Source organism: Micromonospora sp. NPDC051543, assembly GCF_044454415.1.
Classification (GTDB): domain Bacteria; phylum Actinomycetota; class Actinomycetes; order Mycobacteriales; family Micromonosporaceae; genus Micromonospora.
This window is the reverse complement of the sequence record NZ_JBITDT010000011.1, coordinates 253,455-272,913: the sequence shown is the minus strand read 5'-3', so window position 1 is coordinate 272,913 and position 19,459 is coordinate 253,455. Positions and strand designations below refer to the sequence as shown.

The window sequence follows — 19,459 nt, the reverse complement described above, 5'->3', positions numbered from 1 at the left end:
TCATAGACGGGCACAGCATCGCAAACTCGTACGACGGTTACCGCCCTCTGCGAGCGAAAACGCGGACGAGCCCCGACCACTCCACGGGAGATGGAGATCCGAGGGCGGGCGGTGCGGCTATCACGAAGCCTCGACGATGGGCTTACGGAACGGGCCCCAGCCCACGAACCGGTCGAACAGGGCTCGCGGGCTCGGCCCGTCGTGCGGGTTCAGGTGGTACAGGTCGCGCATCGCCTCGTACAGCAGGCCGGCCAGGTAGATCGACAGGCTCGGCATTGAGTTTTCGTACTCGGCCTTCAACATGAGCCGGGCCGTCGCGCACGGCCACGGCTGACCGTCGGCGCGGCACGCCCAGTGCGGCCGTAACGGCGTGTGCGGCGGGCCCTGGCGGTGCTGACGCGGACGGTCCGCGACCGGTCCCCGCTCAGGGACGGAAACCTGCGTGGATATCACGTCCGACCCCCGCTCGCCCGGAACTCCTGCGCCGGGGTCAGGTGACCTGTTCGCCCGATCTCGTTCACGCGGAACGCCTCGGTGTGCGACGTGACCCAGGCCGAAAGTCGCGGGGCAGGCCGCGGGGCGGGGCCACGCACAGGCACTTTCGGAGCGGGTTCGCTGCGCCAGAACGTGAAGCGCATGGTGCCTCCTTCGCGCTGTCGTCGGAGGGGCCGCCCCCGTGTTTACTCGCCGGACAGGGGCGGCCCCGGTACGAACGCGTCCGCCGGGTTCGGGTCCTCCACCGGCCGCGCCGTCTGGTGACACTCTGTTCCGTGACCGCCTAGTGTCGGAAGGTGTTCGACCACGTTGGAGAGACCCTGACGGCCAACGATTGCCCTGGTGAGGGGACTTGGGGGACGCGAGGGCCGGAGGTGGGGAGGAGTTGGGGACATGAGCATGACCGCGGCGGAGATCCTGCTCGACGAGTTGCGCCACGCCCGAATGGCACGGGGACTGAATCAAGACGACTTCGGCAGACTCATCAGCTACTCCGGCACCCATGTGAGCGCCGTTGAGACCGGCACTCGCCCGCCGACCAGTGACTACGCGACGGCAATCGACAAGGCGCTGACGACCGGCGGCATGTTCGCGCGGCTGGTAGAGCGGCTGGCGGCGCTCGACACGGCCCCGGTCTGGCTTCGCGAGTGGATCAAGTTCGAGGAACAAGCTCGGGCGTTCCGTTGGTACGAACCGGCCTTCGTGCCGGGCCTGTTACAGACCGAGGCGTACGCACGGGCGACGCTTCAAGCGAGCGGATTGCTGACCACCGAGCAGATATCGCAGCGGGTACGGTCGCGAATGGAGCGGCAGGCAATCCTCACCCGCGACGATCCTCCCCACGTAATGATCGTGCTCGACGTCGCGGTGCTGCGCCGGACGGTGGACGACGACCGCACGCTGATGCGGGAACAGGTCGAGCACCTCGCGGCGGTCGCCGAGCTTCCGCACGTCCACATTCATGTCGTGCCGGACGACGCGGGGCTCTACCCTGGCCTACAGGGCGGGTTCATCATCGCCACGATGCCGGATGGCTCTGTCGTCGGGCACACGGACTACCAGGTGCGGTCTCAGACCGTCAGCGGCACGGCCGAGATTGTTACGCTTCAAAAGACGTGGGAAGCGATCCTCCGCGACGCCCTCCCGCGCAGATCCACCCGAGACTTGATCAAGGAAACGGCGAAGACATGGACATGACCCACGCCCGTTGGCGTAAGTCGACGAAGTCCGGAACGAACGGCGGCAACTGCGTGGAGGTCTCCGACAACCTGCCCGGCGTCGTTGGCGTCCGGGACTCGAAGGACCAGGCAGGTCCCGCACTGGTCTTCAGTCCGACGGCTTGGCGGGCGTTCGTCGACATGGCAAAGACTCACCCCGCGACCTGACCAGTACTAGGCAGAGACCACCGGTCCCCTGCGGGTTCCAGCGAGCCCCGCAACTCCCTGAAATTCAGGGCGTTGCGGGGCTCGTCGGGTGAAGCGGGATCAGGCGATGTCGAACCGGTCGAGCTCCATGACCTTCGTCCAGGCGGCCACGAAGTCACGCACGAACTTCTCGCGTGCGTCCTGGCTGGCGTAGACCTCGGCGAGGGCGCGCAGCTGGGAGTTGGAGCCGAAGATGAGGTCGACCGCGGTGGCGGTCCACTTCACCTCGTCCGTGGCCAGGTCGCGGATCTCGTACACGTGCTCGTCGGTCTCCGACGCCTTCCAACGGGTGCCCGGGGAGAGCAGGTTGGCGAAGAAGTCACCGGTGAGCACGCCCGGCCGGTCGGTGAGGACGCCGTGCGACGCACCCCCGACGTTGTTCCCGAGGGCGCGCAGGCCGCCGACGAGGACGGTCATCTCCGGCGCGCTCAGGTTCAGCATGTAGGCACGGTCGATGAGCAGCACCTCCGGCTGGGTCTTCTCACCGGCGCGCAGGTAGTTACGGAAACCGTCCGCGCGCGGCTCGAGGACCCGGAAGGAGTCGACGTCGGTCTGCTCCTGGGTGGCGTCGGTGCGGCCCGGCCGGAACGGCACGGTCACCTCGACGCCCCCGTCGCGCGCCGCCTTCTCGACGGCGGCCGAGCCGGCCAGCACGATCAGGTCGGCGAGCGAGATCTTCGCCCCACCGGCGGCGTTGAACTCCTGCTGGATGCCCTCCAGCGCGCTCAGCACCGTCGCGAGCTGCTCCGGCTGGTTGACCTCCCAGTTGCGCTGCGGCTCCAGGCGGATGCGCGCGCCGTTGGCGCCACCGCGCTTGTCGGTGTTGCGGAAGCTCGCGGCGGAGGCCCAGGCGGTGGAGACCAGCTGCTCGACCGTGAGGCCCGAGTCGAGGACCTTCGCCTTGAGGGCGGCGATGTCGGCGTCACCCACCAGCTCGTGGTCGACGGCCGGCACCGGGTCCTGCCACAGCTGCGGCTCGGCGACCCACGGCCCGAGGAAGCGCTCGATCGGACCCATGTCGCGGTGCAGCAGCTTGTACCAGGCCTTGGCGAAGGCCAGCGCGAACTGGTCGGGGTTCTCCAGGAAACGGCGCGAGATCTTCTCGTACGCCGGGTCGACGCGCAGCGACAGGTCGGTCGTGAGCATCGTCGGCCGGTACTTCTTCGACGGGTCGAACGGGTCCGGGATGATCTCCTCGGCGTCCTTCGCGACCCACTGCTTCGCGCCACCCGGGCTGGTGGTCAGCTCCCACTCGTAGCCGAACAGGATCTCGAAGAAGCGGTTGCTCCACTGCGTCGGCACGTCGGTCCAGGTCACCTCGAGACCGCTGGTGATCGTGTCGCCGCCCTTGCCGCTGCCGTGGGTGCTCAGCCAGCCGAGGCCCTGGGCCTCGATCGGGGCGCCCTCGGGCTCCGGGCCCACGTGGTTGTCCGCGACACCGGCGCCGTGGGTCTTGCCGAAGGTGTGGCCACCGGCGATGAGGGCGACGGTCTCCTCGTCGTTCATTGCCATCCGGCCGAAGGTCTCACGGATGAAGTGCGCCGCCGCGGCCGGGTCCGCGTTGCCGCGGGGGCCCTCCGGGTTGACGTAGATGAGGCCCATCTCGGTCGAACCGACGCCGGCCGCCATCTCCTTCTCGGAGGCGTACCGCTCGTCGCCGAGCCAGGTGTCCTCCGGACCCCAGAAGATCTCCTCGGGCTCCCACACGTCCTCGCGACCGAAGCCGAAGCCGAAGGTCTTGAACCCCATCGACTCCAGGGCCACGTTACCGGCGAGCACCAGCAGGTCCGCCCAGGAGATCTGCTGGCCGTACTTCTGCTTGACCGGCCACAGCAGGCGGCGGGCCTTGTCCAGGTTGGCGTTGTCCGGCCAGCTGTTGAGCGGGGCGAACCGCTGACCACCGTCACCGGCGCCGCCACGGCCGTCCTCGATGCGGTAGGTGCCCGCGGCGTGCCAGCTCATGCGGATCATCAGGCCGCCGTAGTGGCCGAAGTCGGCCGGCCACCAGTCCTGCGAGGTGGTGAGGACCTCGGTGATGTCCCGCTTGAGGGCCTCGACGTCGAGCTTGGCGAACTCCTTGGCGTAGCTGAAGTCCGGTCCGAGCGGGTTGCCCTTGTGCGAGTGGGCGTGCAGCACCGAGAGGTCGAGCTGGTTCGGCCACCAGTCCCGGTTGGTGCGCGGGCGACCACCGGTCTTCGGGGTCGGCGAGTCGATCGCCGGGTTCTCGCTCTCGCTGCCCTGGGCGGTCACCGAGTCGTGCGCGACCGGGCAGCCGGCCGCGGCCTTCTGGTCCACGCCCTGTGCGCTGGTGGGGACGTTGTCCTGGGTGTCGCTCATGTACTTCCTTCCGAACTGGCGGATCGCTGGGAGGTGCGGTCGGCCGCGCAACCGGGGCAGGTGCCCCAGTAGACGACCTCCGCCTCGTCGACCACGAAGCCGTGGTCGTTCGAGGCGGTGAGACAGGGTGCGTGGCCGACGGCGCACTCGACGTCGGCGATGGCGCCGCAGGAGCGGCACACCACGTGGTGGTGGTTGTCCCCCACCCGCGACTCGTAGCGGGCGGTCGCGCGGGCCGGCTGGATGCGCCGCACCAGACCCGCGTCGGTGAGCGCGCGCAGCACGTCGTACACCGCCTGGTGGGAGATGGCGGGGTGGTCCGCCCGGACCAGCGCGATCACCGTGTCGGTGTCGACGTGGGGGTGGTCCCGCAGCACCGCGAGCACGGCCAGCCGGGGTCGCGTCACTCGTAACGAGACCCCTCTCAGCTGCGCTTCGAGGTCGGACATCACGCGCTGCACACTAGCTCACTTTTTTGGAACGGATCAAGTTTTCGCCATCCCGGCGCCTCGGCGTGGCGTCCGAAGGTCCGGAAAGTCTCCGGAAGTTCCGGCCCACATTCGTCGGATGTTGTCCGGCGACCGGTCGGTGACCACCCTCTCCACGGCCACCCCTGATCGATCACTGACCTCGGAAGATGCGTACACCTTCGAGCATGGCGGCGCGCTGGCCGCCGCCGCATACCTTCCGGAAAATGTTGACAAGTGGACGACCGGCTCAATACCGTCCCCATCGACGGCGTTCAATCGCCGCCACCGTCCGCGCCGCGACTGCCGCCTCCGGTCGTCGTGCGGAACATCCGGTCTACCACCACCACGCGGTACGACTCCGTGGCCGACAGCCCGCCGGGTCGCACCGCACCGCTGGCCCCGCGCCAGCCGTGACGAGGAGGAAACACCTACATGATCGACACCGACCCCACTCCCACCGCAGCACCGCGGCGCGGCCGGATACGGCTGCTCCTCGGCGCCGCCTGTGCGGTCGTCCTGGCCGTCACGGGCACGGTCGCGGTCACGGCCACCAGCGCGTACGCCGAGGCCGACCGGACGCTCACCTCGAACCTGACCGGCACGCACAACGGCTACTACTTCTCCTTCTGGAAGGACAGCGGCAACGCCAGCATGACGCTGCGCGAGAACGGCCGGTACTCCAGCAGCTGGGACCGCAGCACCAACAACTGGGTGGGCGGCAAGGGCTGGGCCACCGGTTCGCGGCGGACGATCACCTACTCGGCCAACTACAACCCGGGGAACAACAACACCTACCTCGCTCTGTACGGGTGGACGCGCAACCCGCTCATCGAGTACTACGTGGTGGAGAACTTCGGCAGCTACAACCCGAGCAACGGCGCCACCCGGTTGGGCACGGTCACCACCGACGGCGGCACCTACGACATCCTGCGCAGCCTGCGGACCAACGCCCCGTCGATCGACGGCAACCAGACGTTCTACCAGTACTGGAGCGTCCGCCAGAACAAGCGCTCGAGTGGCACCATCACCACGGCCAACCACTTCGACGCCTGGGCCCGCGCCGGCCTGAACCTCGGCACCAACCACGCGTACCAGATCATGGCGACCGAGGGCTACCAGAGCGCCGGCAGCTCCGACGTCACCGTGTCCGAGGGCAGCGGCGGCAACCCGACCTCCGGACCGACCTCCGGGCCCACCACCGGCAACCCCGGTGGCGGCAACTGCAACGCGACGCTCTCCGCCGGCCAGCAGTGGGGTGACCGGTTCAACCTGAACGTCGCGGTCAGCGGCACCAACAACTGGATCGTCAGCCTCAACCTCAACGGCGGTCAGTCCATCCAGAACAGTTGGAACGCGTCCGTCAGCGGCACCAGCGGGACGGTGACCGCCCGACCGAACGGCAACGGCAACAACTTCGGGATCACGATCATGGCCAACGGCAACTGGACCTGGCCGACGATCAGCTGTCGCACGAGCTGACCCGCACCACCGCACCACGTACCGGCCCCCGCCGCCACGCGACGGGGGCCGGGCGCTGCCCGGTGCTCACGAGTACACGAGGTGCAGCATCATCCCGGCGTCGGCGTGCCCCAGGTTGTGGCAGTGGTTGGCCCACATCCCCGGGTTGTCGGCCCGGAACGCCACCTCCCACACCTCCCCCGGCCGGACGTCGAACGAGTCCAACCAGAGTGGGCTTCTGGTGGCCGGCCGCCGGTCGCGGGACAGCACGAGCACGTGATGGCCGTGCAGGTGCCACGGGTGCACGGTCTGCGACCGGTTGACGATCGTGAACCGGACGACGTCGCCGGGGTGGACGACCTGCGGCGGGATGTCCGGGTCGGCCGCGCCGTTGACGGTGTGGGCGTAGCGCGGAAGCAGTCCGCGCAGGTCGAGGCCGCGATCGAGGACGAGCGTGAACGTCCGGTCGAACCGGGACCAGGGCGTCGGGACCGGCCGGCCGTAGGTGAGCGGGTCCAGTACGGGCCACCCGTCGGTCGCCGTCGGCAGCGCACCGGTCGAGTAGACCCGGCGTCCGTCGACGTACAGCGCCACCGGTGTGGCCGGGGCACCGAACACCAGGTCGTAGCGGCCTCCGGCCGGGATCAGCACGGCGGTGTCCCGCAGCGGCGTCGGACCGCCCAGCTCGTAGCCGTCGATCGCGGCGACCCGGAAGTCGGTGCCGGCCAGCGCGTAGCGGTGCGTGGTGCTGTCCGTGTTGATCAACCGCAGCCGGACCGGAATGCCGGCCTCGACCTGCTCCACCCGCGCGTCCGGCAGCGGACGCCCCCCGAGGGTGTGCACCGGCACCGTCACGTCGAGGCCGCTCGTCGGCCCGGGACGCACCACGAGGACGCCGTAGAGGCCCATCCGCACACCGACGTCGGACACCGAGTGGGTGTGGTACCAGTACGTGCCGGCCTGGTCGGCGCGGAACCGGTAGACGAACTCCTGGCCCGGCAGCACCGCCGACTGCGTCACCCCGGGAACTCCGTCCTGGCTGTTCGGCACGTCGTACCCGTGCCAGTGCAGGGTGACACCCCGGCCGATGTCGCGGTTGCGCAGCGTCACCGCCACGACGTCGCCGACGGTGGCGGTCAACTCGGGCCCGGGTACCTGCCCGTCGAACGCCCACGCCGCGACGTCGTGTCCACCGACACGCACCGTGGCGGTGCCGGCCGTCAGGGTGAACCGCCGGGTGGGTTCGTCGGGGATCCGGGCCTGCGGGTATCCGTGGTCGTGCGGTGCGGCGGGCGCCGGGCCCGGGGTGACGGCCAACCCGGTGCCGGCCAGCAGCGCCGCCACCGCCACCGCGACCGCCGCCCGGGACACCGCCCGGGACGGGCGCGCGTCGAGCAGACGCCACGAGACCGCCGTCGCCGCCACGACCCCGGCGACCGCGAGCAGCCCCACCGACGCCGACACCGGATAGCCGTGCAGGACCGTGACGAGCAGGGCGGCGCTCAGGGCGTACCCCGCGAAGAGGAGCGGCACCGCGACGGACCGGATGTCGCCCGCGGCCCGCAGCAGCCGCGGCCCGGCGACGGCGACCGCCGCGAGCGACAGCGGCGCGCCGACGACGACCTTCTCCGCGGCGAACCACCAGCCGACGCGCGCGAGCGCGAGCACGGTCGGCGCGCGGGCGAGCGTGGCGAGCAGCGCGACGGTGGCCAGCGCGAGCGCCAGCGGCCGCCGCCGGGCGGCCGCCGCGACCCCACCACCCAGCCATCCGGCGGCGGCCAGCACCGCCAGCAGGAGGTCCGCCGCGAGCAGCGAGGCGGTGGTCATGCCGGCTCCCCCTGGGGTACGACGACAGCCGCGTCGCCCGTCGGCGTCCCGGCGGCCAGCCGGCGCGCTCCCCGCATGACGCCGACCACGACGTGCACCGCGACGATGCCGTTGACCGCGTGCAGCCCGCCGATGACCAGGCCGAACGGCGTGCTGACGCCGACGGCGTCGGTGCCGGCGTTGGCGAGCATGGCCAGCAGCGCCTGCACGACGACCAGGCCCAGCGGCAGGACCGCCAGCCCGACGAGCCGACCGGGCGCCCTGGCCAGCGCCGCGAACAGGACGGTGAGCAGGGTGAGGACGGGGATGACCGCCATGCCGTTGACGCTGTGCAGGGCGTACGCGTCGTCCCCGGCGGGCTTGGTGAACCCGCCGACGGCGGCGAAGACGAACTGGAGGGCGAACGCGGTGAGCAGCACGCCGCTACTGATGACGAATGCCTTTCGCATGCTGGGCTCCTAGAGCTGCGCCGAGGTCAACGCCCGGGCGACGTGGTCGGTGGCGGTGATCGCGCCGTACGCGACGATCCGGACGAGGTCGGCGTCGGCGGGGTGCGACAACCTCCACAGGGCGACGTCGCCCGGGCTGACCGCGCTGGGCGTGAACGCCGTCAGCAACGCGATCCGCGTTCCGACCCGGTCCCGGCCGGGCACGTCCCGGACCAGGTCGACGGCCCAGTCCGCAGGCCGGGTCGGGAACCGCCCGTCCTCCCAGCGCACGGTGGCCGTCACGGTCTGGCGGGCGACGTCGCCCAGCAGCTCGCCGCCCCGGTTGGCGGCGTCCCGCAACGACGCGTACGCGACCCCGACCGGGCTGTCCCCCGCCCAGGCCGGCGGCGGGGTCGTACCGGACGGCAGGAGCCCGAGGCTGCGTCCGGGCTCCTTCGGTTCCCGGGCGGACCTGGCGTACAGCCGGCCACCGACCGACCGCACCAGCGGGGCGCGTTGCAGGCCGCCGGGGAGCAGGTCGGGGTCGAGCAGCGCCGAGACCACCCGGTTGACGAAGTGGAACGCGAGCAGGGTGCCGGTGAGCTCCGGGCCGTACGGGCTGGTCCAGTCGCCGGTGCGGGGGCTGCGGCTGGCCCGGGCCCAGCGGTCGAGTTCGGCGTGTGCCGGGTCGGACGGCGTCTCGTCCCGGGCGACGACCTCGGCCAACCCGTGCTCGCCCAGGGCGTGCAGCAGCAGCACGTGGGCGTCGAGGCAGAACTGACAGCCGTTGGCCCGGGACACCACCGCCGCGACGAGTTCGCGGTCGACGCGGGACGTGTCGCCGGCGAGCAGGGCCTCGCGCATCAGCGACCAGGTCGCGGCCAGCACCTCGGGCACGGCCGAGAGCGCCTGGAAAGTGGGCAGCGGTCCGAGGAAGTCCTCGCGTAGCTGCTGGTAGACCTCCGCGGTGCGACCGGTGGCCGCCCTCGTGGGTACGGGGGTGAAGAAGCGGTATGTCATGCGATCGATGCTCGTGGCGACGGCCCGTCAAGGCGTCGTGCCGGCGCAGACACTTCGCGCCGCCGGAATACCACGACCGTGGTACGCCTGATCTACCGCGCGCGCGGGATGCTCCACCAACGACGGCCGTTCTACAGTGCGACCATGCGCCGCGACCTGCCGTACGTCCTCAGCGGCCTCGCCCTCGGCGGTCTCCTGCTCGGCAACGCCGCGCTCGCACCGGACGCCGCGACGGTCGGGGCGCTCGACGTCGCTCTGGTCCTCGCCATGGCCGCGGCGCTCGGGGTGTGCCGGCGGCATCCGGTGCTCGCGCTGGGCGTGGTGACCGTCGCCATGCTGGCCCTGCACGTCCGGGTGCACTCGGGGGTGTCGGCCGCCTTCCCCGTCCTCGGCGTGGTCTACGTGACCGCCTGGCGGGGGCACCGGATCGCCGCCGTCGTGGCCAGCGTCGCCTTCCTCGGTGGCTTTCTGGCGCGCGACGTCTCGGTGGCGCCGGTCGACCGTCCCAACCAGTTGATCGCCGAGCGGACGGCCCTGCTGCTGGGATGGTTCGTGGCGGCGAACGTCGCCGGGCTGATCGGCCGGCAACGCCGCGCCTACCTGGAGCAGGTCGAGCAGCGGGCCGTCGAGGCCGAACGCACCCGCGAGGAGATGGCGTTGCGGCGGGCCGGCGAGGAGCGGCTGCGCATCGCCCGTGACCTGCACGACTCCCTGACGCACAGCATCTCGGTGATCAAGGTGCAGGCCGGGATCGCCGTGCACCTGGCCCGCAAGCAGGGCGACGAGCCCTCGGCCACGCTACTGGCGATCCAGGAGGCCAGCGCCGCCGCGATGCGGGAACTCCGCACCACCCTCGACGTCCTCCGCGCGCCCGACGACGACCGCGTCGGGCTGGCCCGCGTCGACGAACTCGCCGAACGGACCCGTGCGGTCGGCGTGCCGGTCCAGGTGACCGTCACCGGCCGGCCCCGGCGTCTGCCGGACGAGGTCGACCAGGCCGGTTACCGGGTCGTGCAGGAGGCCCTGACCAACGTGGCCCGCCACGCCGGCGCCGCGACCGCACGCGTGCACGTCGGGTACGCGCCGGCCGGGCTGACCGTCGCGGTGAGCGACGACGGGCAGGCGTCGGCGGCCCGTCCCCCGACGCCCGGGGTGGGACTGCGCGGTATGCGGGAGCGGGTCACCGGACTGGGCGGCACCCTGCTGGCCACCGCCAACGACGACCACGGGTTCACGGTGCGGGCCACGTTTCCGCTGGACGAGCCGGCATGACCGGATGGTCGCACCGATGATCCGGGTCCTGCTCGCCGACGACCAGGCGCTGATGCGGGCCGGCTTCCGGGCCCTGCTGGCGGCCGAGGACGACCTGGAGGTCGTGGGCGAGGCCACCGACGGCGCGTCGGCCGTGCAGCTCGCACGACGGCTGCGCCCGGACGTCGTGCTGATGGACGTGCAGATGCCCGGCCTCGACGGGATCGAGGCGACCCGGCGCATCGCCGCCGATCCCGACCTCGCCGCCACCCGCGTCCTCATCCTCACCAACTACGGGCTCGACTCGTACGTCTTCGCCGCCCTGCGCGCGGGCGCGAGCGGTTTCCTCCTCAAGGACGCCGACCCCGCCGACCTGTTGCAGGCCGTCGCCGTCGTGGCCGGTGGCGACGCGCTGCTCGCGCCGGCCGTGACCCGTACGCTGATCAGCGAGTTCGTGGCCGGGCCACCGCCGACCGTGCCGACGGCCGGTCGGGACGTGTTGACCGCCCGGGAGCAGGAGATCGTCGAGCTGGTGGCGCGAGGACTGACCAATGACGAAATCGCCCAGCGCATGGTGATCAGCCCGCTGACCGCCAAGACGCACGTGAACCGGGCCATGACGAAGCTGCACTGCCGGGACCGCGCCCAGTTGGTCGTGTGGGCGTACGAGTCGGGACTGATCACGCCGCGCCGCCGGTGACCGTGCCGTCACCGGCGGCGCGACGCGAGTCGGTGTCAGGAACCGATCGCGATGGCGAAGACGTGCATCGTCGGCACGTTCGCCGCCGCCCGTGCGCTGATGTTGGGCAGCACGACCTGGGTCACCGCCTTGTTCTGCAGGGTGACGCCCACGTAGTAGACGCACGCGGCCGTGGCCTGTCGACCGTTGTTGGGCCGGTTCTGGTACGCGGACACGATGGCGGCGGTCGCGCCGGACACCGGGCCGCCGTACCAGTCGGGCGTGCTGAGGGTGAACGTCTGGCGGGTTCCGTCCGCGTACACCACCGTGCCGGTGCCCGACACGGCCCCGTACGTGCCGGTCACGAGGAAGCCGAGCGTGCTGCCGGTGCCGCTGATGCCGAGGGTCTGGCCCGAGGCGATGGCGTTGTCGGCCGTTCCGGGACTGACGTTGGGCCAGCGGAAGTTCACTCCGTTGCGGCTCACCGTGCCGCCCGGGCTCGCGCCGGCCTGCGCCAGGGCCTGCGCCGACAGGGTGGCACCGTTGCCGTCGAAGTTGCCGACGTTTGTGTTGCTGTCGTTGGTGATGCCCGCGTTGGTGAAGCTCTGCTCCAACGTCGGCGTGGTGGCGCCCGTGCTGGTGACCCGGTAGGTGCGCCCGGCCTGCACGGTGACCTCGACCAGGTCGGACTCGACCCGGGTGACCTGGCGCGACGTGCCGTCGGCGGTGTCGACGACGCTGACGGTGCCGGTCAGGAACCGCGACCGCAGGCGGACGGTGCCGGCGCGGTCGGGTCGCACCAGCACCTCGGTGGCCGCGCCGCTCGCCCACGTGATGCTGACCGTGTGCCCACCACGACCCCGCAGGCCGGACACCCGGCCGCTGGGCCAGGCCGGCGGCAGCGCGGGCAGGATGTGCAGCTCACCGATGTGGCTCTGGAGCAGCATCTCGGCGATGCCGGCGGTGGCGCCGAAGTTGCCGTCGATCTGGAAGGGCGGGTGCAGGTCGAACATGTTCGGGGCGAGCCGGGCGGTGGTGGCGAGGTAGCGGATCAGGTCGTGGGCCCGCTTGCCCTCCTCCATCCGCGCCCAGAAGTTGATTTTCCAGGCCAGCGACCAGCCGGTGCCGTCATCGCCGCGCAGCGCCAGCGTACGGCGGGCGGCCTCGAACAACTGCGGGGTGCCGCGCTTGGTGATCTGGTTGCTGGGCGCGAGCCCGTACAGGTGCGAGATGTGCCGGTGGTTGGGCTCGGTCTCCACCCAGTCGTAGAGCCACTCCATGATGTTGCCGCGCGAGCCGACCTTCATCGGGGGGAGGCGGTCCCGGGTGGCGCGTGCCTGGGCCCGGAACGTGCTGTCCACGTCGAGGATCTCGCTCGCCCGGGCGACACCGTCGAAGAGGTCCCGCAGGATCTGGTTGTCCATCGTGGGCCCGGCGCACACGCTGGCGTTCGAGTGGTGGCTCAGCTCCGGCGAGTTCGACGGGTTGGTCACCAGGTAGCCGAGGGTCGGCTCGGTCACGAGGGTGTTGAGGAAGAACTGCGCGGCGCCCTTCATGGCCGGGTAGTTCGTCCGCAGGAACTCGATGTCACCGTTGAACAGGTAGTGGTCCCAGATCAACGTGGACAGCCAGGCGCCGCCGGTCTGCCACATGCCCCAGAACGCGCCGTCCACGACCGCGGTGGCCCGCCACGCGTCGGTGTTGTGGTGGGTGACCCAGCCACTCGCGGAGCCGTACTGCACCTGGGCGGTGCGCGCCCCGGTGACGGCGAGCTCCCGGACCATGTCGAAGACCGGGTTGTGGCACTCGGCCAGGTTGGTGGTGTTGGCCGGCCAGTAGTTCATCGGCAGGTTGGCGTTGATCGTGTACTTCGAGTCCCAGGAGGGGGTCAGCGAGTCGTTCCAGATGCCCTGAAGGTTCGCCGGCTGGGTGCCGGGCCGCGACGACGAGATCAGCAGGTACCGCCCGAACTGGAACAGCAGCGCGGAGAACTGCGGGTCGTTGACGCTGTTGTGCTGGGCGATGCGTACGTCGGTCGTCTGGTCGGCGGCGGAGGTGCGGCCCAGGTCGAGGCTCACCCGTCCGAAGAGCGCCTGGTAGTCGGCGACGTGCCGGCTGCGCAACTGGTCGTAGCTGTAGGCGCGGGCGGCGCTCAGGCGCTGCCGGGCGATGCCCCCGTAGTCGCCACCGACGTTGCGGTAGTTGACGTAGCTGGAGCCGATCGAGATCAGCAGAACGACGCTGGTGGCGTTGGTGACCCGCAGGGTGCCGCCCGAACTGGACACGCTGCCGCCGGTGACGGTCGCGTTGGCCAGGGCGAGGAAGCGGACCTGCCCGGTGACGCCCTCCTGGCTGCCGGAGACCCCGTCGAGGCCGATCGTCGTGCCGTCCGGGCTGGACACCGTCGTACGCTGCGGGCTGTCAAAGGTGGCGGTGAAGCTGATCGAGGTGGCGCGGTCGGCGGTCAGCCGCATCGCGATGACCTGGTCGGGCGCGCTGGCGAAGACCTCACGTGAGTAGCGGATGCCGTTCAGGACGTAGGTGGTCGTGGCCGTCGCGGTGGTGAGGTCGAGCGTGCGGTTGTGCTGGGACGCGCCGCTGGCCGACCCGAAGGCGAGCCGGAGGTTGCCGACGGTCTGGTACGCCAACTGCCCGCCGGGGTTGCCCATCATGGTCTGGTTGATGAGGTCCTGGGCCTGGGTCCACTGGTTGGCGTTGACCAGCCGCCGGATCTCCGGCAGGGCCGCCGCGCCCCGGGTGTTGCTGGGGTCGTGCGGGCCGCCGGCCCACACGGTGTCCTCGTTGAGCTGAAGCCGCTCGGTGTCGACGTTGCCGAACACCATGGCGCCGAGCCGGCCGTTGCCGATCGGCAGGGCCCGCAGCCAGTCCGTGCCGGCGCCCTCGTCGTACCAGAGGGCGAGGTCGTTGGCCGCCAGCACCTGCGGCGGCGCGACGGAGTCGGCATTGGCGGTCGCCGTCCACGGCAGCGGCAGCAGGGCGCCAGCCGCGCCGGCCGCACCGATCTTGAGGGCCTGCCGCCGGGTCAGGTCTGACATCGATCCTCCAAACGGTGACCGGTGCGGCCACCCAAGCGCGACAACGACGACCCCCGATAGTGGATCCGCGCGGTGACACCGGCCCCGCTGCGCAGGCCGGTTGGCAGACCCTCGGACGCGAAACGTCCGATGTGTTTCGGGAAGATTACTCCGGTGTCACGCAATAGGCAACGGTCGATCGCTGCCGGATCACCGCTGCCTCGGATGGCATGTGTCGGTCGGCGCGCGGCCGGATCGAAAGCGGGGCCTGGATCGACGATCAGGAGAGGTGCACACGTCCGACAATCGGTCGGGCATAGATCCGATGATTACGCCAGCCGCGCCCGCATCGGCCGCAGTGGACCGGCAGGCGCGGCTGGGCTTCGCTCACTCGGGCAGCGTCGCCCCGGACTTCTCGGCCACCATGTACTTCGCGTACCAGTCGGGCCAGTTGTCGTCCCGCTGGCCGGTGCGCTCCTCGTGCTCGCCGTGGGCGGCCGCCGCGCGCCGCAACGCGTCCGCCAGGTCGGTCGCCGACCGGTACGACGTCAGGTCGCCCTCGACGCGCCCGGGCAGGCGGGTCGTGATCTCCTGCATCAGCCAGGTGTTGCCGTCCGGGTCGCGGAACGTGGCGCGCGAGACGTAGCTGCGGCGCTCGGGGTCGAGGCCGTCGGCCGGCCCGTCCGGGGTGACGTGGAAGACATCGCCCACCTCGACGCCCGCGGACACCAGCGCGTCACGAGCCGCCTCGATGTCCGACACGACCAGGTACGCCGTCGCCGAACCCGGCGTCGCCGACGTGAGCTGCTCGCCGAACTGCACCGAACACGCGGAGCCGTGCGGGGTGAGCTGGACGATCCCGGGCGGCGTCTGGTCGAGTCGCCAGCCGAGGCCCTGATAGAACCGCTTGGCGCGGTCGACGTCCGACACCGCGATGACGATCACCTCGACCTTGACGTCGAGGCTCGCGAGGCCCGGGTCGCCCCGGCCGGCCTTCGGACTCATCGCGACCTCCTGGGTTTCTCGCCCCACACTCGACGACCACGCTACGTCCTGCGCACCGGTGAGGTGCGGCCTTCGGGGCATCAGCCCGGCGCCGCCCTCGTCGCCCTGCGCAGCCCGAACAGGGCGACCAGCGCGAGCAGGATGACGGCGACGGAGTACTCGTCGGCGGTCTGCGGGAGGCCCCCGGCGTACACCACGAGGAAGCCGGCGATCACGGTGGGGAGGCCGAAACCGACGTAGCAGACGACGTAGAGCAGCGACAGCACGCTGGCGCGTTCGTGCGCCTCGACCAGCGGCATGATCGTCTTGAGGCTGCCCTGGAACCCGCCGCCGAAGCCGACGCCGCCGAGCGCGAGACCGACGAAGAACCCGGGTACGGACTCGGCCATGACCGCGACCACCGTGACGACCATGCCGAGGATGAGGGCGACGATCCCGGTCAGGATGACCGTCCGGGCGGCGGTGTCGCGCAACAGCAGGACGGCGACCGACCCGAAGAGCGCGAAGACGAAGAGCACCAGACCGGCGACCACGATCGACGTGTCCATGAGACTGCGTACGAGCGCCGGGCCGAGGGCGCCGAAGAAGCCGGCCAGCGCCCAGACCGCGAACAGCACCGGAGCGACGACCAGCACCGGCCCGCGTACCGGGCGCGGCAGCCTGATCTCCGGTCGCAGGCTGCGCCGTGCGCCCGGCATCCGGGTGACGGTCTCCGGCATCAACGCGACCCCGACGGCCTGGATCAGCAGGACCACGACGAGGACGACGTACACCAGGCGGGTCGGCGCGGGCAGGTAGCGGATGAACAGCGCCGAGAGGAGCGCACCGCTGCCGGTGCCGAGACCGGGCGCGATCGAGTTGGCGAGCGTCCCGCGAGCGCGGTCGATGTCCAGCAGGGCCGCGCCGACGGCGCCCGTGGCGGCGCCCGCCGCGAGCCCCTGCACGAGGCGGGCGGCCAGCAGCGCGGGTACGCCGTTGGCGAGGATGAACACCAGCAGCGACAGGATCTGCACGGCGATCGCGGCGGCCAGGACCGGACGCCGGCCGACGTGGTCGGAGAGCTTGCCGAAGGTGAGCAGCGACGCCAGCACCGCGAGGGCGTAGACCGCGAACACCACGGTGGTCGTGACCGGTGAGAAGTGCCAGCGCTCCTGGTAGGTCCCGTAGAGCGGGGTCGGGGCCGCCGAGGCGGCCAGGAACGACACGAGGATCGACGCCAGCAGCACCAGGGAGACGTTCGGCGCGAGTCGTACCCGCCCCGCGATCGACATGTCGGTGCTCCTCGGGCTTTGCGGCGCTCGTCGGACTCGACGGCCGCAGGCGCGTACCCGATGTGCCGTCCTCCATGCGCCGACTACTCGTCGGCGCCAGACCCCAGGTGCTCGCGCAGCGCCCGCGCGATGTCGCCGGCCGCGCGGAGCTGATCCGGCGTGAGAGCGTCGACGAACAGCTCCCGGATGGTGCGCAGGTGCGGGTAGGTGGCCCGCTGGAACGCCTCGGCCCCGGCCGGGGTGAGGATCACCTCCGCCCCGCGCGGGACGGTCGCGCACTCCTCGCGGCGGACCAGCCCGCGTCGTTCCATCCGACCCAGGTGGTGCGAGAGTCGACTCCGCTCCCACCCGATCTGTGCGGCCAGGGCGGAGGAGCGCATCCGCCGATCCGTCGCCTCGCTGAGGGCGAGCAGGACGGCGTAGTCACCTGGCGAGAGGGAAGAGTCGACCTGGAGACGTGACCCGACCCGGGAGGTGAGCATCTCCGTCGTCTCGACGAAGTCCCGCCAGACCCGCAGCTCCTCCGCGGTCGGCAGCTGGCGACCCCCGCGCCGCTCGGGTGTGGTGTCGACCATCGAACCCTCCGGGGAATTGACGTGTCAATCGGCAGGTTAGCATCATTGACACGTCAACCGGGAAGGCCGCTTCCCGCGTGTCGACGGCGAGGAACGCCGAGGAGGAGACATGTCCGCCGCACCCTTCGAACTGGGGCTCAACTCGTTCGGCGAGGTGGCCACCGACGGCGACCGCACCCTGAGTGACGCCGAGACCGTCCGGCTGTTGGTGGACGAGGCCCGACTCGCCGAGTCGGTCGGGCTCGACGTGTTCAGCCTGGGCGAGCACTACCGGGAGGGGCACAACGATTCGGCCACACCCGTCCTGCTCGCGGCCATGGCCACCGCGACCGACCGGATCAAGCTCGGCACCTCGGTCACCGTCCTGAGCACGAACGACCCGGTACGGCTCTACCACGAGTTCGCCACCCTGGACGCGGTCAGCGACGGCCGGGCCCAACTGGTCCTCGGACGGGCATCCGCGACCGAGTCGTTCCCCCTGTTCGGCTACGACCTGGCGGACTACGAGCGGTTGTTCGAGGAGAAGCTGGACCTCTTCCTCCAGCTCCAACGTGACGAAACGGTCACCTGGTCGGGAACCGTACGCGCTCCCCTGGTCGCGCAACGACTCCATCCGCGGATGCGCCCGGGCGGAATCCCCACCTGGATCGGCGTCGGAGGAAGCCCCAACTCGGTGATCCGCGCCGCCCGACACGGGCTCCCGCTCATGCTGGCGATCATCGGTGGACGCCCGCAGCGGTTCGCCGGCCACGTCGACCTCTACCATCGGGCGCTCGAACAGTTCGGGCAGGCCGCGCAACCGGTCGGGCAACACTCGCTCGGCCTCGTCGCGGACACCGACGAGGAGGCCGTCGAGACGTGGTGGCGGTACTGGCAGCCCACGGTGGCGCGGCTCGCCGAGGAGCGCGGCTTCTACAAGCCGGACCGCGCGCGCTACGAGGCCGAGATCGACCACGGCGCGCTGTTCGTGGGGTCACCGGAGACGGTGGCTCGCAAGATCGCAACCATGGCCCGCGACCTGCGGCTGAGTCGGTTCGACCTGAAGTACGACATCATGCACCTGCCTCGCGAGGCGCGGGCGCGCACCATCGAGCTGCTCGGCAGCGAGGTCGCGCCACGGGTCCGGGAGCTGTTGGCGAAGGAGCCCACAAATGTCTGAGCTCGTGTTCGGCCTCGACACCTTCGGTGACGTACCGGAGGACGACTCGGGCAAGCCCCTCTCCCACGCCGCCGCCATCCGGCAGGTCGTCGACGAGGCGGTACTGGCCGACGACCTCGGCGTCGACGTCATCGCCCTGGGCGAGCACCACCGACCCGAGTACTCGGTGTCGACGCCGGAGACGGTGCTGGCGGGCATCGCCACCCGTACCTCGCGGATTCGGCTCTCCTCCGGCGTCACCGTGCTGAGCTCGGACGACCCGGTCCGCGTCTTCCAGCGTTTCGCCACGGTCGACGCGCTGTCGAACGGTCGGGCCGAGGTCATCCTCGGCCGGGGCTCGTTCACCGAGTCCTTCCCGCTGTTCGGCTACGACCTGGCCGACTACGACGTGCTGTTCGAGGAGCGGATCGAGCTGTTCGCGAAGCTGCTCGACGAACAGCCGGTGACCTGGAGCGGCACCACCCGCGCCCCGCTCACCGACGCCGACGTGTTTCCCAAGACGGAGTCGGGACGCCTCACCACCTGGGTGGGCGTCGGCGGCTCACCGCAGTCGGTGGTGCGGACCGCCCGGTACGGCCTGCCGCTCATGCTCGCCATCATCGGCGGCGCTCCGGAGCGTTTCGCGCCCTACATCGACCTCTACCGCCGGGCCGCCGACCAGCTCGGCACCACCGCGCACCCGGTCGGGATGCACTCGCCCGGCTTCGTCGCCGACACCGACGAGAAGGCGAAGGAGCTGTTCTGGCCGTACTACCGGGTCATGCGCGACCGGATCGGCGCGCTGCGCGGCTGGCCACCGATCCGCCGCCAGGAGTTCGACTCGGAGGTGGAGCACGGCTCGCTCTACATCGGCTCGCCGGAGACGGTGGCCCGCCGGATGGCCGCCGCCATCAAGGGTCTCGGTGTCGGCCGTTTCGACCTCATCTACACCGCCGGGGCGCAGCCCGTGAGCGCCCGGATGCGCGCCGTGGAGCTGTACGGCTCGCGGGTGATCCCCATGGTCCGCGACATCCTGGCCAGCTGAC

At 71.0% G+C, this 19,459-nt stretch carries 17 protein-coding genes; 7 read left to right on the top strand and 10 right to left on the bottom strand.

What is annotated here, in order from left to right; translation table 11 throughout:
- Nucleotides 1-120: 120 nt before the first annotated feature.
- Nucleotides 121-450 carry a hypothetical protein gene (locus tag ACIA3K_RS21700; RefSeq protein ID WP_396803311.1) on the bottom strand — a complete coding sequence of 110 codons (330 nt, stop codon included), beginning with the start codon at nt 448-450 and terminating at the stop codon, nt 121-123.
- 438 nt (nt 451-888) lie between these two features.
- Between ACIA3K_RS21700 and ACIA3K_RS21695 the strand changes: the two genes are divergently transcribed.
- On the top strand, nt 889-1,692 hold the full coding sequence (locus ACIA3K_RS21695; RefSeq protein WP_396803243.1) for a helix-turn-helix transcriptional regulator: 804 nt from the start codon (nt 889-891) through the stop codon (nt 1,690-1,692).
- A complete protein-coding gene (locus ACIA3K_RS21690; RefSeq protein WP_357125562.1) occupies nt 1,683-1,880 on the top strand; it encodes a DUF397 domain-containing protein in 198 nt (65 codons plus the stop codon). Before ACIA3K_RS21695 ends, ACIA3K_RS21690 begins: the two co-directional genes overlap by 10 nt.
- A 99-nt stretch (nt 1,881-1,979) precedes the next feature.
- On the opposite strand, the gene katG is transcribed toward ACIA3K_RS21690, so the two are convergent.
- Together katG and ACIA3K_RS21680 are read right to left on the bottom strand one after the other, a co-directional pair.
- Complete coding sequence (gene katG / locus ACIA3K_RS21685) at nt 1,980-4,256, bottom strand: catalase/peroxidase HPI (protein WP_396803242.1); 2,277 nt, start codon at nt 4,254-4,256, stop codon at nt 1,980-1,982.
- Nucleotides 4,253-4,705: a Fur family transcriptional regulator gene (locus tag ACIA3K_RS21680; RefSeq protein ID WP_396803241.1), complete on the bottom strand. Its 453-nt coding sequence runs from the start codon at nt 4,703-4,705 to the stop codon at nt 4,253-4,255. The genes katG and ACIA3K_RS21680 overlap by 4 nt, the downstream gene beginning before the upstream one ends.
- Before the next feature lie 453 nt (nt 4,706-5,158).
- On the opposite strand from ACIA3K_RS21680, the gene ACIA3K_RS21675 reads away from it, so the two are divergent.
- Nucleotides 5,159-6,205 (top strand): glycoside hydrolase family 11 protein, encoded by a 1,047-nt coding sequence (locus ACIA3K_RS21675; RefSeq protein WP_396803240.1) that lies wholly within the window; start codon nt 5,159-5,161, stop codon nt 6,203-6,205.
- A gap of 66 nt (nt 6,206-6,271) precedes the next feature.
- Here ACIA3K_RS21675 and ACIA3K_RS21670 read toward each other — a convergent pair whose 3' ends face one another.
- Genes ACIA3K_RS21670 through ACIA3K_RS21660 form a run of 3 tightly spaced genes read right to left on the bottom strand, consistent with a single transcriptional unit; the run spans nt 6,272 to nt 9,459 of the window.
- Nucleotides 6,272-8,011: a multicopper oxidase family protein gene (locus tag ACIA3K_RS21670; RefSeq protein ID WP_396803238.1), complete on the bottom strand. Its 1,740-nt coding sequence runs from the start codon at nt 8,009-8,011 to the stop codon at nt 6,272-6,274.
- Nucleotides 8,008-8,460 carry a DUF6220 domain-containing protein gene (locus ACIA3K_RS21665; protein WP_396803237.1) on the bottom strand — a complete coding sequence of 151 codons (453 nt, stop codon included), beginning with the start codon at nt 8,458-8,460 and terminating at the stop codon, nt 8,008-8,010. Before ACIA3K_RS21665 ends, ACIA3K_RS21670 begins: the two co-directional genes overlap by 4 nt.
- Nucleotides 8,461-8,469: 9 nt before the next feature.
- On the bottom strand, nt 8,470-9,459 hold the full coding sequence (locus ACIA3K_RS21660; protein ID WP_396803235.1) for a carboxymuconolactone decarboxylase family protein: 990 nt from the start codon (nt 9,457-9,459) through the stop codon (nt 8,470-8,472).
- A 144-nt stretch (nt 9,460-9,603) separates the two neighbouring features.
- Between ACIA3K_RS21660 and ACIA3K_RS21655 the strand changes: the two genes are divergently transcribed.
- Nucleotides 9,604-10,731: a sensor histidine kinase gene (locus ACIA3K_RS21655; RefSeq protein ID WP_396803234.1), complete on the top strand. Its 1,128-nt coding sequence runs from the start codon at nt 9,604-9,606 to the stop codon at nt 10,729-10,731.
- 16 nt (nt 10,732-10,747) lie between these two features.
- Entirely contained in the window at nt 10,748-11,410 is a 663-nt protein-coding gene (locus tag ACIA3K_RS21650; RefSeq protein WP_396803232.1) for a response regulator, read from the top strand.
- Nucleotides 11,411-11,445: 35 nt separating this feature from the next.
- Here the strand turns inward: ACIA3K_RS21650 and ACIA3K_RS21645 are convergent, their stop codons facing one another.
- From ACIA3K_RS21645 to ACIA3K_RS21630, 4 genes are all read right to left on the bottom strand, one after another.
- On the bottom strand, nt 11,446-14,445 hold the full coding sequence (locus tag ACIA3K_RS21645) for a glycosyl hydrolase family 95 catalytic domain-containing protein (RefSeq protein ID WP_396803230.1): 3,000 nt from the start codon (nt 14,443-14,445) through the stop codon (nt 11,446-11,448).
- A gap of 366 nt (nt 14,446-14,811) precedes the next feature.
- The gene (locus tag ACIA3K_RS21640) at nt 14,812-15,429 is read right to left on the bottom strand and encodes a VOC family protein (RefSeq protein ID WP_396803229.1); all 618 of its coding nucleotides are present in this window, start codon (nt 15,427-15,429) and stop codon (nt 14,812-14,814) included.
- Between the two features lie 80 nt (nt 15,430-15,509).
- Entirely contained in the window at nt 15,510-16,700 is a 1,191-nt protein-coding gene (locus tag ACIA3K_RS21635; RefSeq protein ID WP_396803227.1) for an MFS transporter, read from the bottom strand.
- Nucleotides 16,701-16,783: 83 nt separating this feature from the next.
- On the bottom strand, nt 16,784-17,275 hold the full coding sequence (locus tag ACIA3K_RS21630; protein ID WP_396803225.1) for a MarR family winged helix-turn-helix transcriptional regulator: 492 nt from the start codon (nt 17,273-17,275) through the stop codon (nt 16,784-16,786).
- Nucleotides 17,276-17,384: 109 nt separating this feature from the next.
- Here ACIA3K_RS21630 and ACIA3K_RS21625 point away from each other — a divergent pair, with 109 nt between their 5' ends.
- Nucleotides 17,385-18,434 (top strand): LLM class flavin-dependent oxidoreductase, encoded by a 1,050-nt coding sequence (locus ACIA3K_RS21625; protein WP_396803224.1) that lies wholly within the window; start codon nt 17,385-17,387, stop codon nt 18,432-18,434.
- Nucleotides 18,427-19,458, top strand: a complete 1,032-nt coding sequence (locus ACIA3K_RS21620) for an LLM class flavin-dependent oxidoreductase (protein ID WP_396803222.1) — start codon at nt 18,427-18,429, stop codon at nt 19,456-19,458. The genes ACIA3K_RS21625 and ACIA3K_RS21620 overlap by 8 nt, the downstream gene beginning before the upstream one ends.
- Nucleotide 19,459 lies beyond the last annotated feature (1 nt).

What these genes read in the sequence shown, in the direction of transcription:
- ACIA3K_RS21640 (WP_396803229.1), bottom strand. Translation starts at nt 15,429, where the DNA reads ATGAGTCCGAAGGCCGGCCGGGGCGACCCGGGCCTCGCGAGCCTCGAC.
- ACIA3K_RS21655 (WP_396803234.1), top strand. Translation starts at nt 9,604, where the DNA reads ATGCGCCGCGACCTGCCGTACGTCCTCAGCGGCCTCGCCCTCGGCGGT.
- ACIA3K_RS21620 (WP_396803222.1), top strand. Translation starts at nt 18,427, where the DNA reads ATGTCTGAGCTCGTGTTCGGCCTCGACACCTTCGGTGACGTACCGGAG.
- ACIA3K_RS21650 (WP_396803232.1), top strand. Translation starts at nt 10,748, where the DNA reads ATGATCCGGGTCCTGCTCGCCGACGACCAGGCGCTGATGCGGGCCGGC.
- ACIA3K_RS21660 (WP_396803235.1), bottom strand. Translation starts at nt 9,459, where the DNA reads ATGACATACCGCTTCTTCACCCCCGTACCCACGAGGGCGGCCACCGGT.
- ACIA3K_RS21690 (WP_357125562.1), top strand. Translation starts at nt 1,683, where the DNA reads ATGGACATGACCCACGCCCGTTGGCGTAAGTCGACGAAGTCCGGAACG.
- ACIA3K_RS21645 (WP_396803230.1), bottom strand. Translation starts at nt 14,445, where the DNA reads ATGTCAGACCTGACCCGGCGGCAGGCCCTCAAGATCGGTGCGGCCGGC.
- ACIA3K_RS21680 (WP_396803241.1), bottom strand. Translation starts at nt 4,705, where the DNA reads ATGTCCGACCTCGAAGCGCAGCTGAGAGGGGTCTCGTTACGAGTGACG.
- ACIA3K_RS21670 (WP_396803238.1), bottom strand. Translation starts at nt 8,011, where the DNA reads ATGACCACCGCCTCGCTGCTCGCGGCGGACCTCCTGCTGGCGGTGCTG.
- ACIA3K_RS21665 (WP_396803237.1), bottom strand. Translation starts at nt 8,460, where the DNA reads ATGCGAAAGGCATTCGTCATCAGTAGCGGCGTGCTGCTCACCGCGTTC.
- ACIA3K_RS21695 (WP_396803243.1), top strand. Translation starts at nt 889, where the DNA reads ATGAGCATGACCGCGGCGGAGATCCTGCTCGACGAGTTGCGCCACGCC.
- ACIA3K_RS21630 (WP_396803225.1), bottom strand. Translation starts at nt 17,275, where the DNA reads ATGGTCGACACCACACCCGAGCGGCGCGGGGGTCGCCAGCTGCCGACC.
- ACIA3K_RS21625 (WP_396803224.1), top strand. Translation starts at nt 17,385, where the DNA reads ATGTCCGCCGCACCCTTCGAACTGGGGCTCAACTCGTTCGGCGAGGTG.
- katG (WP_396803242.1), bottom strand. Translation starts at nt 4,256, where the DNA reads ATGAGCGACACCCAGGACAACGTCCCCACCAGCGCACAGGGCGTGGAC.
- ACIA3K_RS21635 (WP_396803227.1), bottom strand. Translation starts at nt 16,700, where the DNA reads ATGTCGATCGCGGGGCGGGTACGACTCGCGCCGAACGTCTCCCTGGTG.
- ACIA3K_RS21675 (WP_396803240.1), top strand. Translation starts at nt 5,159, where the DNA reads ATGATCGACACCGACCCCACTCCCACCGCAGCACCGCGGCGCGGCCGG.